The following is a 13908-nucleotide window of genomic DNA, read 5'->3' on the forward strand; positions in this document are numbered from 1 at the left end:
ACACCGTTATTCAGTTGCTTATACAATGCCACATTGAACGCATCAATATCCTTAGCCAATTCGTCTGGAAATAGATTGACGTTGCTCGCCACTAAATCTGAAAAGGCGGTATTGAGCATGCGAATAATGTCAGCTGATTCATTGTTTACTATGCTGCCGCTTTGCTTATCCCACAGTACAGGTACAGTTGCCCGACCGGTAAAATCGGGATCGGCCTTAGTATAGAGTTGATGCAGAAATTCAGCACCATTGATTGCATCTGCGTTCGCACCATCAAATCCACCAAACTGCCAGCCGTGGTTGCCAAGCTGAGGGTTGACCACAGTGATATCAATCATATCCTGTAAACCTTTCAGCTGGCGTACCATTAAAGTGCGCGATGCCCAAGGGCAGATCAAAGCAACATACAGGTGATATCGGCCTTTTTCTGCTTTAAAGCCGCCAATACCTGTTGGGCCGGCTTGACCATCGGCAGTGATCCAATTGCGAAATGATGAAGTTTGGCGAATAAAGCGCCCTTGTTCGTCTTTTGCCTGCACGGGTTGCCATTTTTCAGTCCATTTGCCATTAATTAACATAGTCGTATTCTCACTTTTGTTTAATTATTTAGAGTGGTACCACTGACTTTCCCGTGGCATTTAATAGATTCGAATAACAACGTTAACTGTTCAATCTTTTGAAAAGTAAATGATCAAGACTTAGACGACCACCGCCTTGTACAGCTAAGGCAACCAGTGCAACAAAAAGTGTTAACCCGTATTCATAACCGTTGTTGGCAATAAACAGTCCATTGCCAATATGCACTGTAAAAATTGCCACCAACATGGTGAATGCGGCAATCACTGCGGCCGGACGGGTAAGCAGTCCTAGTAATAGCGCCAGACCACCAAAGAACTCGGCACTGCCCGCGAGTAATGCCATCAGATAACCAGGAGTGATCCCAATACTGGCCATCCATTGACCTGTGCCGTCCAAGCCGTAGCCACCGAACCAGGCAAACAATTTTTGTGCCCCGTGCGCTGCCAAAATTAAACCGATTGGTGCGCGAAGTATTAAGCCAGCAAGTCCACCAGCATGAGATTCCAATATTTTTATCAATGAAGTTTTCATCGTTTGTTCCTCTGTAAAATTATTCAGATTATGTTTGCTTTATAATGTCCCTTCCTGATGGGATGAATACACTTTACTATCAACAAAACTAAAGAGTAAGATAGGCTGTGTTGAATAATTAACAACATAATATTGATAATAGAGTTAAGATTGATGCGAAGGATGAGTAATGGATAGAATTGACACTATGCAGGCATTTGTAACGGTAGCGACAGAAGGCAGTTTCAGTAATGCTGCAACAACCTTACAACTATCACCACAATTGGTGAGCAAGTACGTTTCTAAGTTAGAAGAGCGACTTGGAGTACGTTTACTTAACAGGACGACACGTAGCGTTGCCCTCACCGAAGCCGGCACACACTATTTACAACATGCACAACAAATCTTATTAAGTATTGATGAAATGGACTCCCAGCTGGGCGGCTTGCAGCAAAATCCCAAAGGAACGCTGAAAATAAGTGCCCCGGTCTCATTCGCATTAAAGCACATGGCCAGATTAGTTACTGATTTCCAATCACACTACCCCCTGGTCAATGTCGATCTGCAACTTAACGACCGTAAAGTAGACATTGTAGATGAAGGTTTCGATGTCGCACTTCGCATTGGCCACCTAAAAAGCTCTTCGCTTATAGCCAAGTATATCGCGCCCATTCGCTTGATTTTATGCGCTTCGCCCGAGTACCTCCAGAAGCATGGTACTCCCAGACGAGCTGAAGATCTTAAAGACCACCGTTATTTGCATTACAGTTACATGGAAATGGAGGGTAAGGAAGAAACCTACCCTTGGCTAAAGGCAAAAAATAGTGAGCGCGGTGGTGAATTCCATAGCAATAATGGCGATGTGCTGGTTGACGCAGCCATAATTGGCGCGGGTTTAGTTTTGCAACCAACATTTATTGCCGGTGAGGCAATCAGCAGCGGCAAGCTGATCATGGTATTGCCTGAGTGCGAACCAGACCCTTTAGGTTTATATGCCGTTTATGCTCATAGAAAATTACTGCCGAATAAAGTCCGGTGCTTTATCGATTTCATCGAAGGATATTATGGTACGCCGCCATACTGGGACAAACCTATAATTAACAATCAGCCAAATACGGCTCTTTAAATTACAACAAGGAAAAAAACATAGCGTATTTAAAAACCTATGCCTAACTAAAAACTCATTAGGACAAATGCAAACTTTCGGCTTTGCTCCTATCGCCACAGAGCTAGAATTTTGGGTTATTTTGAATTTAATTCCGTATGTTACAAAATATAGTTATAAGGATAGAAAGTGTTTTATGCTCGCAATTGGGAGTTTTGAGCGTACCAGCCACGCTTGGAATCGGGAAAAAGCGAGCATGGCGATAGCTTCACTTCAGGAGCTGCGTTTTACATCTTCATCCTGAATGGCGTGACAGCCTATTATAGCTTTATCCAATAATAATAGTTGTATTATTGCCGCTAACAAGCCCGCAAGGTATGCCCTGCATTATCCGGCACGCTCATCTATTCAACCTTGACGTGCCTTTATTCTTCCTGCTGTCAATTGGCTATGTATCACTTCTTGTAAACGGCGAAAAAATGAGGAACAGGTGGTTCTTGAGTGTCATCATAGGCTTCGAAGCTCTCTTCAGAAAGACCACACCCTATAAAACCATCTATTTCCTTTTTATCAAGAGGAAGAGGGATGTCATTTTGCTGTTCTCCCTGAGCACGGCTTCTACATGAAACAAGAATGAATCCTTGTGGTGCGAGTAGTGATACCATAGCACTTCTTGCCTGCACTCTGTATTTACCTGGTAAGACTTGAATTGTATTGCACTCGTAAACAAGATCATAATTTTCAAACCATTGTGATGGGTAATCAAAAAGATCTGCTATAAGATATTTTACCTTGGTATCTGAATAACGTTTTTTACAAAGACGTATTGCTTCAGGAGAGATATCAAATGCAGTCACCTCATACCCTGCTTCACTCAATGCCTGTGCATCATCACCTACTCCACATCCAACAACGATTGCCTTACGTCCAGTATGATTAAAAGGGGAATTTTTTAGCCATTTTAAAAGGTAAGGATTGGGTTCAAGATCTGCCCAGAAAACCGCTCTATAATCTCCTTCGGCATCGGTATAAATATTATTGAACCATCCGGTCGGATCATCTTGGTCTTGGTAAAATTTGACCATTTTCTTATAGGCAACAGGATCAAACGTTTTCACACCTTTTTACCTCCAATAAATGACCTATATTAATCAGCACCATAATCAATGCGTTGACCACTCCCCGCTGTTGTCATCTAATGATCCGTTGTTTTTGTCACTTTTAGCGAGCTTTGTGCTTCTTTATTAACATGAAGTGTAAATACATCAGGACGAGAATAATGACCAGCCACATCCAAACTACGTTTTGTTTTAGCTACTTGTTGCAGATCTATTTCAGCAAACAAGATGCCATACTCTTTGTTTTTCGGACCAGCTACAATTTTACCTCCTGGTGCAACAACCAGGGAGTCACCATTATTTATCCATTCATCCGGATTTGGATATAACAGCGCTTTATCAGGAAAATCAGCGGGTATATCTGCACAGTTTAATGCAACACCACTACTTATTACCCAGCAACGCCCTTCACGTGCAATATGCTGCATGCTGCCAATCCAACCTTCACCACAGTCATAAGTGGGTGCAATATAAATTTCAACACCTTGGGCAAACAAACTATAACGAGCCAATGGCATAAAATTTTCCCAGCATATTAAAGTGCCTAAACGTCCTACTGGGGTATTAATTACGTTCAAGCCTGATCCATCTCCAAATCCCCAGACCATACGCTCAGGATTAGTAGGCATGAGTTTACGATGACGATTTAATAACTCACCATCATCGCCAATTATCACAGCGGAGTTATACACAGTGCATCGACTTAACTGACCGTCTCTTTCATTTAAACCGCAAACAACAGTCACTTTATGTAACTTAGCCGCCTCTTGTATCGGTCTAAGTTGGCCTGCATCAATATCCACCGCACCATCTAATAACAATTGATGCAATTTTTCACTTACTTTCCAGTCATCACCGGGTCTTAAACGCCATATCCAAGATGGATAACCAGAGATAAATGCTTCCGGAAATATAACTAATTGTGCGTTTTCTTTGGCTGCCTGTGCAATTAGTTGAACTGCTTTTTGAACTGTTTTATCTCGCTCAAACAACACCGGAGCGTGTTGTATTATTGCAACCTTGATCATACATTTCTCCTCGTTTCACGAGAAAATAAATTTATGAATCTTGGTTATGTTTAAATGACCATTAGAAAGTAATAACTAATAACACAACCAAGCTCTTCAATAACGATAGGTGATTGCAGATATTTAACCTTCTGCCGTGACGGGATCGATCACACGTTTTATTTCTGTTACTTTTGTTGCCGGAAAGCCGCTACGCGCTGCGTGTTCATCAACAAGAGCCGCATTGTCGGCTAAATAAATACAAAATGTTTTGTTGCCGGTAACATATGAATGTTCCCATTGAATATTTTTCCGCTCTGCCTTCATATCATTAAGTACACTATTTGATTTTCCTGCGGCCTCACGCAATGCATCTCGATCGGCAGTGCCAATGTCGGGGATATCCCGTTCAATCATAAATTTGGGCATATTATTGCTCCTTTTAATGTGAATTATTTTGGACAAACGAAAATTTCGCTTAGCATATTAATTAACAATAGTCCAGAATTCACAATCAACCTAGATCACGAAAAAAATAAAATTGTGAAAATTAAGTGTATTTGCTCTAACGTGATGAAGTTAAAATGAAATTCGATGTCAGGAAATTGCTCACAAAAAGTGCCTAAAAGATGGGGAATAAAATACTTTGAAGTCGTGACCACGGCTAAACGTAATGAGCCTGGTTTAAATTTACGAATATTGCCTAATGTCATGTCTAAACGCGCAAAACTATCAAATACTTCAACCGCTGTTTTTACTAATTCTAAGCCTACATCCGCAAATACTATATTGCGCTTTACAAATATATATAAGGGATCTCCAATGGCATCACTGAGTTTTTTTATTTGAATTGAAACAGTGGGTTGCGTTAAAAAAAGGCTTTAGCCGCTGCCTTAATCATGCACTGCCAATAAAATATCAAGCTGTCTCATGGTGCCTATATGGGCATGAATACGTGACTGCATACTAACTCCGGTGTGTTTAATTTAAGTGACGGTATTGGCTTTATTAGAACAATATAAGGCCGCTACTTATTGCAATCAATATAGCTAAATCATCATGTGTTAACATCTATATAGATGATAATCTATACCTGAATTAGATAATATCTATTTTTACCTATTAAAACTTATTGCCATACTCCGCGCATCAAAACATTAGTGTACCAACTTGGTATCTTCACATGCAGAAAGGGTAAAACAATGACTATACAAAAAGTAGCAATCATAATGGGTTCTCAATCAGACTGGCCTATTATGCGTCAAGCCACTACTTTGCTTGATAAATTTGAGATTCCTTATGAAGCGATGGTGGTCTCTGCACATCGTACACCGCAGCGATTATATGAATTTGCACATGCTGCTGAAGATAACTATAGCGTGATTATTGCAGGCGCGGGTGGTGCGGCTCATCTACCTGGTATGACGGCTGCATTAACTTGTGTTCCAGTTATTGGTGTTCCTGTTAAAAGTAACGCGTTGAAAGGCATGGATAGCTTATTATCTATTGTGCAAATGCCTAAAGGTGTTGCCGTGGCAACGCAAGCAATTGGTGAAGCAGGCGCATTTAATGCCGGCTTATTAGCGGCACAATTTATGGCAATTCATGATTCTGAATTACAAAGCAAAGTAAAAGCATGGCGTCAGGAGCAGACAGAAAGCATCGCATGGGAGGTAGAATAATGCGCATTGCGATTGTCGGTTGTGGACAACTTTCACGTATGCTGGCACTTGCTGGTTTACCCTTAGGCATTCAATTTAGCTTTATTCAAGATGATATAAGCCAAAATAGAGATTGTGTTGAAGGGTTAGGCATCATCCAAAAGTCGCCAATGAAGTTAGAAGATAACAGTGGCTATGATGCGCAAGCAATAGCGCAGCTGTATCAAGACTTAGGCGCACCTGACTGTATTACAGTCGAAAAAGAGCAGGTGGATCTTGCGCTCCTACAAGCTCTTGCTATTTTTTGTCCTATTTACCCCAGTGTTGAAGCAATAAAAGGCTGTCAGCATCGTGGACAAGAAAAGCAATTGCTAGCAAAGCTCAATATACCCACTTCACCCTATTTTTATAACCAGAGTGCCCTAGAAGCTGTCAAAGTATTAGGCTACCCAGTGATGGTGAAGTCATGTACTGAAGGCTACGATGGCAAAAACCAATGGCTTATTAAAAACCAAGCAGATGCAGAGCAGTTTGACCAATTAGGCGCTGACGATTACATCATTGAAGCATTTGTGGCATTTGATAAAGAGATTTCACTGGTTTCTTTGCGTAATAAACGTGGTCAAATAGAACACTATTCGCTGACGGATAATCACCATGAACAGGGTATATTGAGACACTCGATTGCACCTGCCGTTAATATCTCTGATGCAACCCAGTTACAAGCGCAAGGTTACATGGAAAGGCTACTGACTGAGTTAGATTATGTTGGGGTGATGGCCATGGAGTGCTTTGTTATTGGCGAGGAGCTAATGATCAATGAATTAGCGCCACGTGTTCATAACAGTGGACACTGGACGCAACTAGGAAGCATTACCTGCCAGTTTGAAAATCATATCAGAGCATTAGCGGGGCTAAATCTTGGTAATACCAAGCAAATAGCAGTGACCGGTATGCTTAACCTGATAGGTACTGAGCAACCTCCTTTTGATGCATTAACGGAGAACTCTAAGCTGTATTGGTATAACAAAGCGGTTAAAGCACAACGAAAATTAGGACATATTAATTTCATTGGTGAAAATCAACAGGCCATTCGCGAGAAAATTGCGCAGTTTGAATCACTATAAGTGCTTTTATTTTTACCGTTAATGGGTTGCAGGGCTTTCCCAAATAACGCTTCATATTTATAACAAGAGGTTGAGGTTTTGCCTGGACATCGTTTTGAAAATATCAATTTAAAGGGAGATATCTTTGGTGGTGTCACCACTGCGGTTATCTCTTTACCTTTGGCGCTTGCCTTTGGTGTTGCTTCTGGCGCAGGGGCAGAAGCGGGCCTTTGGGGCGCTATTATGGTCGGTTTTTTTGCTGCCCTTTTTGGTGGCTCAACGAGCTTAATTTCAGAGCCAACGGGTCCGATGACGGTTATTATGACGGCCGTGTTAACCAGTATGATGGCTAAATATCCAGAAACCGGTATTGCGATGTCATTTACAGTGGTAATGATGGCGGGTGCATTTCAGGTTCTTCTTGGTACGCTCAAGCTTGGAAAATATGTCACCTTAATGCCTTATAGTGTTATTTCTGGTTTCATGTCTGGTATTGGCGTTATCTTAATTATCTTGCAGTTATCACCATTATTAGGGCATTCAGCACCTGATGGCGGTGTACTCGGTACACTTTCAGCAATGCCTGAAATGCTTTCTACTGTTAATTATAATGAGCTCTTACTGGGTTTACTTACTCTTGCATTGTTAATCTATTTTCCGAAAAAATATCGTAAATATGTGCCAGCACAACTGGTTGCGTTAGTCGGTGTAACGCTGATATCGATGTATTTATTTGATGCTGAGAGTATACGGCGCATTGGTGTTATTCCGGATGGGTTACCATCGTTAGTGATTCCGCATTTTAATGCTGATATGTTCACCACCATGGTGATTGATGCGTTGGTGCTGGGTACGTTAGGCTGTATTGATACCTTATTAACCGCTGTCATTGGCGACTCACTAACGCGTAAAGAGCATGACTCTGATAAAGAGCTTCGTGGGCAAGGTATTGCCAATATGATTTCAGGCTTATTTGGTGCGCTACCTGGTGCAGGCGCAACCATGGGGACTGTTACCAATATACAAGTTGGTGCGCGGTCGCCACTCTCTGGCATGGTGCGAGCCTTGGTATTGACCTTGGTGGTTCTCGTTGCTGGAGGATTAACTGAGCCTATTCCCATGGCGGTGTTAGCCGGTATTGCAGTTTATGTTGGCATCAACATATTAGATTGGAGCTTTATTCAACGCGCCCATAAAGTCAGCATTCAAAGCATGGGTGTCATGTATGGCGTTATGTTACTCACTGTTTTTGTTGATTTAATAGTCGCGGTTGGTTTAGGGGTATTTATTGCTAATATCATCATTATTGAGCAGTTAAGTCGGGCACAAGCACGTCAAGTAAAAGCGATTAGTGATACAGATAATGATGTGCCACTGACTGTTAGGGAACGGGCAATATTAGAAAAAGCCAATGGCAAAGTATTATTTTTCTACCTGTCTGGACCAATGATTTTTAGTGTATCAAAAGCAATATCCCGTCAGCATACTAGCATTTCTGATTATCAGGTTATGATCTTAGATTTAAGCGATGTACCGATGATAGATGTGACGGTAGGCCTGGCGTTGGAAAATGCGATAAAAGACGCATTAGATGCACAATGTGAAGTGTTATTGTTGTGCCCTAATGTTGAAACACGTAAGCGTTTAGAAAAGTTGAAAGTGCTGGGGTTAATCTCAAGTAACAATCACTGCACATCCAGAGAGCAAGCATTACAATCCGCGCTTACTCATATTTCAGCTTAAAATGGTGAAGTTGAAAATGATTGTCTAAAGCAACCTGCAAAATTCGACCGCTTTCATTATACAGTAGCGGGCAAGGTTACTGAGCTATTACAAAGCACGGTGATGGTAACTATTGGTCATAAGATTGTAGGTTTCTAAGTCGCTTGGGGAGCGAGAGAGAGTCGGATAGACGACACCTGTTACCAAGTGTCGCCCTCCTGAGAACCGTACGTGCAACTTTCACTGCATACGGCTCAAGCCTCCACAAAGGCGTATTACGTTACCCAGCAACCTTATAAAGCAGCTAAGACAGGATTAAACCAAGTGTTTCTACCTTTTTATCCATGTTCGCTATTTTCCGCCAGCCATGAAATTGCCATTGGCCTTTACGGTTAAGAAAATATTTTCGCGCCATCCATTTTCTACCTTTGTTTGGATGACACTTAACTGCCCATTTCCACACATCTACCTATGCATTAAATAATGCAACACTTAAATATGCCCGCGCGCTTGCTGGTTTAAATATTCAAGATGCTTGTGCAAGGTATCCGGAACTAACTAACGGCATTAATGTTGCTGATGGGGCGCTTGTATATGAACAGGTCGCGAAAGATCTAGCGCTTCCATATACACCCTTACAAAAAGCAAGTCAATAACGGTAAGGAAAGTGAAGCAATGATGGAAAAGCACTCGCTTAAATGTAAGTGCTTTTTATATTGCGGGCAGATAGGCAACTTTTCCGACGAAGCGGACATAGACATCAACCTAGCTAGTGAGTTACCAATACCACCAAAGACCGCCTGGGTTTGAGATTTTACCAACGCCGCCAACACGCACAACTTTGTAATGAAGGCGAAGCCGCAACGCAAAAGCTGTCGTCGTGCTTGCCTGGTTAGGCATTTTCACTCCCATAGTTTATGAGCCGAATACCGTGAAACTCAGAGTTACATATACACCGTAGCCCAGCAGGAGCAATCCGCCTTCGAGTCTGCTAAGCCGACTGCCAGTATATAGAAAGAGCAACAAAATCAGCGACGTTCCCAACATGACCCATTGATCAAACTGTAAGATTCGATCATGGACTGGAAGCGGCTGTAGTAAAGCGGAAATCCCGAGTATTCCCAAGAGATTGAAAATATTGCTCCCAAGGATATTCCCAATAGCAACATCGGTATGTCGGCGGAATGCCGCGATTACTGAGATCGAAAGCTCGGGCAGAGACGTGCCAACCGCCACGAGGGTCAAACCTATCACAGCTTCTGAGACACCAAGCGACTCGGCCATTCCCACGGCCCCCTTTAAAAGTACCTGTGAGCCGGCGATCAAAAGGAACAAACCCAACACAACCGCCATCACTACCCATAGCGTTGTTTTTGGTAGAGATGTAACTTCCTCCCCCTCAGCTATGTGTAAACCTGCGGAAGGCACTTCTCCAGAGCGCTCGGTCCAATAAGCCCAGATCAGATAAGCGGCGAGCGCCAAAAGGAATATGGCGGCATCAGACCTTACCAAGGCATCTCCACCGACAAGAACAAGAAACAAAACGCTGGCCGCGACAACAGTGACACCATCACGCCGCAATGCGAGCGGCCTAACTGCAAGAGGCGTTATCAGTGCGCATAAGCCCAGAATCAGCAGGATGTTACCGATATTACTCCCCACAACGTTACCGATTGCGATGTCGGGCTGCTCACTGAGAGCAGCCTCAATTGAGACCACCAGTTCTGGCGCAGACGTGCCGAAACCGACAATTAACAAACCACTGAGCAGAGGCGAAATGCCCAGCCGATGTGCGGCTGCCAGAGATCCTCTGATAAGTGCCTCACCGCCGCCAGTCAGAAGCAACACTCCGATAGCGACGAACAGCAGATTTAACATGATTATGAATTTCCCCTGATAATGACACTAATACATCCAAACTCCCATGAAGCCATTGCTATGCCTCACAAATCTCTTTAAAAAGTTGAAGCGCTTTTGGCCACGCTCCCATCATTTCTTCAAAAGCCTCATCAGTAATCATGACAACCTCAAGGTTTGTTTTGGTATCACTTTCCCTTTTGAAGTGATAAATTTCTTGAGAGCCAATCCACTTTCGCATCATATCGTCAGTGAGCTCAACTTCAATATTCTGCGGATTTACCATTGCAACATGTTTGGTTTTTATCGTCTCATTGGGAACAATTTCTTCGATTATTACTTTTGTGCCTCCTTGAGTTTTGTCAAAGAATGAAATGTACCCGCCCTCTTTCCATTCTCCTTCATAGCTCATTCCTTCGCCCCAAGCTTTTGCCCAGCCCGGATACACCGACTTATCCTTAATTTTTCTAAAAACGAAATCTTGAGGCTTATTGATTTTGATTGAGTATGTTAGTTTTTTCATGAGGCAACCTATGTTATTTAAAAGGCATAGCAGTGTATGAGCCGGTATTCATACTATTACACGTCTTATGCTTATTTAATAAAACTTAGACTATATCAATCATTAAAAACAGTTACTGAGGTCCTGTACTTGTTAAATATTGAAAGCAGAGGGCCTGATCTTTCACTTTGCATTTTTAGCAATTAGGATTTTTTTAAGGCGTTACAAAGGAGAAAGCGACTTAGGTTTTTGGCTCTTCAAGAGACACATAGGTGAAGCAGCTGGAGCAAATTGGCAGAGATAGCTCTTGAAAATAAAACCTGGACTAATCCACCCGAACGGATGAAGAAACGTCGTGAGCATGTCATTGCACAGACCGATAAAATGATCGCCCTACTTGAGGCGATGCGGCCAATCAGTGGGCATCGAGATTACGTATTCCCCTCTGATCACACCCCAAGAACTCACGCCAAGTACTCGTACATCAGTTTTCCGAAATTTTCGATCTAACGGCTGGGAATACCGGATAATTTTTCATTGAGTACTTAGTTGCTTATTTTTAACATCAAATTCATGGCAAGTACCATGCCCCACCACTCCTATTTAACCTGTTTTTTTAGTGTTTATCTGGATAGGTGATTATTTCAAGGTTATAGAAGTAATCAATTACTCATAAAAAAATAAGCATTTTTTTCAGTAACATCCTATCATAAAAACTGTTGGTCGCTCTAAATCAAGCTGCGAAAGCATATTGGACGGCATGCTCAACCGCCGCCAATATTACCGACCGCAAGCCGCAGTAAGACAAAGAGTAGCGTTACACACGAATAAGCGGACGGTCTTAGCCGTCTTTTCGGTATTCGCAATAACGAAAAAAATTAGCAACATAAGATTATTGAAAGTACAAATACAGGGAGTATTTCAAATAAATCTCACATGGAATGTATAACACTTACTTTACATGGAGCAGAATATGATCATGAAAAATTTAATCAGGCCACATTTTCAGCAACTATTGAAGTACGGGCTGATATTCATGCTGTGCATTGCCTGTACCTCGGTATTTGCCGTCACTCTGGAAAAACGCATTTCCACAGGCAATGATGATGCAGAGCAGACAGCAGATGGCAAGATGGACAGAAGCAGCAGTGATATTGAATTGGTATTCGATGATGGCAATCAAACCGTTGGTCTCCGCTTTGATAATTTGGGTATACCCAATGGGGCGACAATAGAGCAGGCTTACATTCAGTTCAACGTTGATGAATCCAATACGAATGCGGCCTCGCTTGAGATTCGTGGTGAAGCCGTTGATTCCGCAACAATTTTCACATCCGATTATTTTAATATTTCAAACCGCCGGACAACTTCAAATATGATCTCTTGGGAACCAGTGGCTTGGAATACGGTACATGCACAGGGCGGAGACCAGCGTACACCGGATCTCCGCGATGTTATTCAGGAGATAATCAATCGTAACGGCTGGCAGAGTGGTAATGCCCTTGCCATTATCATCACCGGTAGCGGCGAGCGCACTGCGGAATCTTATGAAGGTGACCAGACAAAAGCACCACAACTATATATTGAATACACAATATCTTCAGAACCCCCTGAACCAGAGGCGACTCCAGAACCTGAACAGATAGAAACACCTGAAGCAGTAGCTGTTTGCAGCGATACAGCAACTGCTAAAGTGTATTTGGTTGGCGACTCAACAGTAGACTCTGATTCAGGTTGGGGGGATTCTCTAATTGATTATTTAAGCTCTGGCAGTGTAGTAGTGAATGAAGCTGCGGGAGGAAGAAGTAGTAAATCATTTTATGAAGAAGGTCTGTTTGATATAGTAAGAGCCAACCTAGAAGAAGGCGATTATGTCCTTATTCAGTTCGGTCACAATGATTCAAAATCTGACAGTAAACTATATACTACCCCAGGTAGTTCACCCGACTATGAAGGCACCTACCGAGATTATTTGGAACTCTACGTCGATGAAACAAGAACAACTGGTGGAATTCCCATCATAGTTACTTCTGTAAACCGAATGGATTTTGACAGTGAATATTCTTTGAATATGACTCTCGGCGAATATCCTGCTGCAGCCCGAAAAGCAGCTCTAGACTTTGGAGCAGTAATGCTTGACCTCGAAAAAGAAAGTGCAGAGATATTTAATTCTCTAGGTGAAGAAGAGACACTTTCCTTGTATTCTGATGGATCTAGTAAAACTCATTTTCCTTCAGACAAGTCATTCCGTGTTGCTAAGATGGTCGCAGATCTTATAGGAGAATCATCTAGCTCTTTGCGCTGTTCTCTAGCTAATTATAATCCTACAACTGAACCTGAAGTGACCCCAGAACCTGAATCAGAAGTGTCTCCAGCCCCTGAAACAGAAGTGACGCCAGACCCTGAACCGGAAGTGACACCAGAACCTGAACCGGAAGTGACACCAGAACCTGAACCGGAAGTGACGCCTGCCCCTGAAGAAGGCTTCATCATTACCCTACAAAGGACTGTCTCAGCCAGTGCAGAGGATATTGAAGAGGAAGGGAACGGAAAAATGGACTTTAGTAGTTCCGATCTGGAATTAGGCTCTTACCCTAATCCTAATGATCAACAAACCGTAGCTATTCGTTTCACTGATTTATCCATTCCAAGCAATGCCAACATCACCAAAGCTTATATCCAATTTAAGGTAGATGAAAAGTCTTCCGGTAATGCTAAAATTGATATTTATGGTGAATATA

At 42.4% G+C, this 13908-nt stretch carries 11 protein-coding genes and 2 pseudogenes; 6 read left to right on the plus strand and 7 right to left on the minus strand.

Features of this window, described 5'->3' with window-relative positions; all coding sequences use genetic code 11:
• Positions 1-578: pseudogene (locus ABZA00_RS12570) on the minus strand (glutathione S-transferase family protein); the annotation flags it as partial.
• A gap of 82 nt (positions 579-660) precedes the next feature.
• On the minus strand, positions 661-1110 hold the full coding sequence (locus ABZA00_RS12575) for a DoxX family protein (RefSeq protein WP_372882513.1): 450 nt from the start codon (positions 1108-1110) through the stop codon (positions 661-663).
• A 169-nt stretch (positions 1111-1279) separates the two neighbouring features.
• On the opposite strand from ABZA00_RS12575, the gene ABZA00_RS12580 reads away from it, so the two are divergent.
• Positions 1280-2215, plus strand: coding sequence for a LysR substrate-binding domain-containing protein (locus ABZA00_RS12580; RefSeq protein WP_372882514.1), 936 nt, complete (start codon positions 1280-1282; stop codon positions 2213-2215).
• Positions 2216-2649: 434 nt separating this feature from the next.
• Here ABZA00_RS12580 and ABZA00_RS12585 read toward each other — a convergent pair whose 3' ends face one another.
• The 3 genes from ABZA00_RS12585 to ABZA00_RS12595 all read right to left on the minus strand — a co-directional run bounded on the left by ABZA00_RS12585 (position 2650) and on the right by ABZA00_RS12595 (position 4748).
• Entirely contained in the window at positions 2650-3312 is a 663-nt protein-coding gene (locus tag ABZA00_RS12585; RefSeq protein WP_372882515.1) for a class I SAM-dependent methyltransferase, read from the minus strand.
• 77 nt (positions 3313-3389) lie between these two features.
• Positions 3390-4340, minus strand: a complete 951-nt coding sequence (locus tag ABZA00_RS12590; protein WP_372882516.1) for a carbon-nitrogen hydrolase family protein — start codon at positions 4338-4340, stop codon at positions 3390-3392.
• A 123-nt stretch (positions 4341-4463) separates the two neighbouring features.
• On the minus strand, positions 4464-4748 hold the full coding sequence (locus ABZA00_RS12595; protein WP_372882517.1) for a DUF4242 domain-containing protein: 285 nt from the start codon (positions 4746-4748) through the stop codon (positions 4464-4466).
• Between the two features lie 773 nt (positions 4749-5521).
• On the opposite strand from ABZA00_RS12595, the gene purE reads away from it, so the two are divergent.
• From purE to ABZA00_RS12615, 4 genes and pseudogenes are all read left to right on the plus strand, one after another.
• Positions 5522-6001 carry a 5-(carboxyamino)imidazole ribonucleotide mutase gene (gene purE, locus ABZA00_RS12600; RefSeq protein WP_372882518.1) on the plus strand — a complete coding sequence of 160 codons (480 nt, stop codon included), beginning with the start codon at positions 5522-5524 and terminating at the stop codon, positions 5999-6001.
• Positions 6001-7107 carry a 5-(carboxyamino)imidazole ribonucleotide synthase gene (locus ABZA00_RS12605; RefSeq protein ID WP_372882519.1) on the plus strand — a complete coding sequence of 369 codons (1107 nt, stop codon included), beginning with the start codon at positions 6001-6003 and terminating at the stop codon, positions 7105-7107. The genes purE and ABZA00_RS12605 overlap by 1 nt, the downstream gene beginning before the upstream one ends.
• Before the next feature lie 78 nt (positions 7108-7185).
• Positions 7186-8829 carry a SulP family inorganic anion transporter gene (locus tag ABZA00_RS12610; protein WP_372882520.1) on the plus strand — a complete coding sequence of 548 codons (1644 nt, stop codon included), beginning with the start codon at positions 7186-7188 and terminating at the stop codon, positions 8827-8829.
• Between the two features lie 497 nt (positions 8830-9326).
• Positions 9327-9464, plus strand: a pseudogene (locus ABZA00_RS12615) (hypothetical protein); the annotation flags it as partial.
• 259 nt (positions 9465-9723) lie between these two features.
• Here ABZA00_RS12615 and ABZA00_RS12620 read toward each other — a convergent pair.
• On the minus strand, positions 9724-10686 hold the full coding sequence (locus ABZA00_RS12620) for a calcium/sodium antiporter (RefSeq protein ID WP_372882521.1): 963 nt from the start codon (positions 10684-10686) through the stop codon (positions 9724-9726).
• Between the two features lie 58 nt (positions 10687-10744).
• The gene (locus ABZA00_RS12625; protein WP_372882522.1) at positions 10745-11188 is read right to left on the minus strand and encodes a hypothetical protein; all 444 of its coding nucleotides are present in this window, start codon (positions 11186-11188) and stop codon (positions 10745-10747) included.
• Positions 11189-12140: 952 nt separating this feature from the next.
• On the opposite strand from ABZA00_RS12625, the gene ABZA00_RS12630 reads away from it, so the two are divergent.
• Positions 12141-13908, plus strand: a 1768-nt coding sequence (locus tag ABZA00_RS12630; protein WP_372882523.1) for a GDSL-type esterase/lipase family protein, incomplete at its 3' end; no start/stop codon positions are given.

The sequence above is a fragment of the Psychromonas sp. genome, assembly GCF_041586535.1.
Classification (GTDB): Bacteria; Pseudomonadota; Gammaproteobacteria; order Enterobacterales; family Psychromonadaceae; genus Psychromonas.

What these genes read in the sequence shown, in the direction of transcription:
- ABZA00_RS12590 (WP_372882516.1), bottom strand. Translation starts at nt 4,340, where the DNA reads ATGATCAAGGTTGCAATAATACAACACGCTCCGGTGTTGTTTGAGCGA.
- purE (WP_372882518.1), top strand. Translation starts at nt 5,522, where the DNA reads ATGACTATACAAAAAGTAGCAATCATAATGGGTTCTCAATCAGACTGG.
- ABZA00_RS12595 (WP_372882517.1), bottom strand. Translation starts at nt 4,748, where the DNA reads ATGCCCAAATTTATGATTGAACGGGATATCCCCGACATTGGCACTGCC.
- ABZA00_RS12605 (WP_372882519.1), top strand. Translation starts at nt 6,001, where the DNA reads ATGCGCATTGCGATTGTCGGTTGTGGACAACTTTCACGTATGCTGGCA.
- ABZA00_RS12580 (WP_372882514.1), top strand. Translation starts at nt 1,280, where the DNA reads ATGGATAGAATTGACACTATGCAGGCATTTGTAACGGTAGCGACAGAA.
- ABZA00_RS12575 (WP_372882513.1), bottom strand. Translation starts at nt 1,110, where the DNA reads ATGAAAACTTCATTGATAAAAATATTGGAATCTCATGCTGGTGGACTT.
- ABZA00_RS12620 (WP_372882521.1), bottom strand. Translation starts at nt 10,686, where the DNA reads ATGTTAAATCTGCTGTTCGTCGCTATCGGAGTGTTGCTTCTGACTGGC.
- ABZA00_RS12625 (WP_372882522.1), bottom strand. Translation starts at nt 11,188, where the DNA reads ATGAAAAAACTAACATACTCAATCAAAATCAATAAGCCTCAAGATTTC.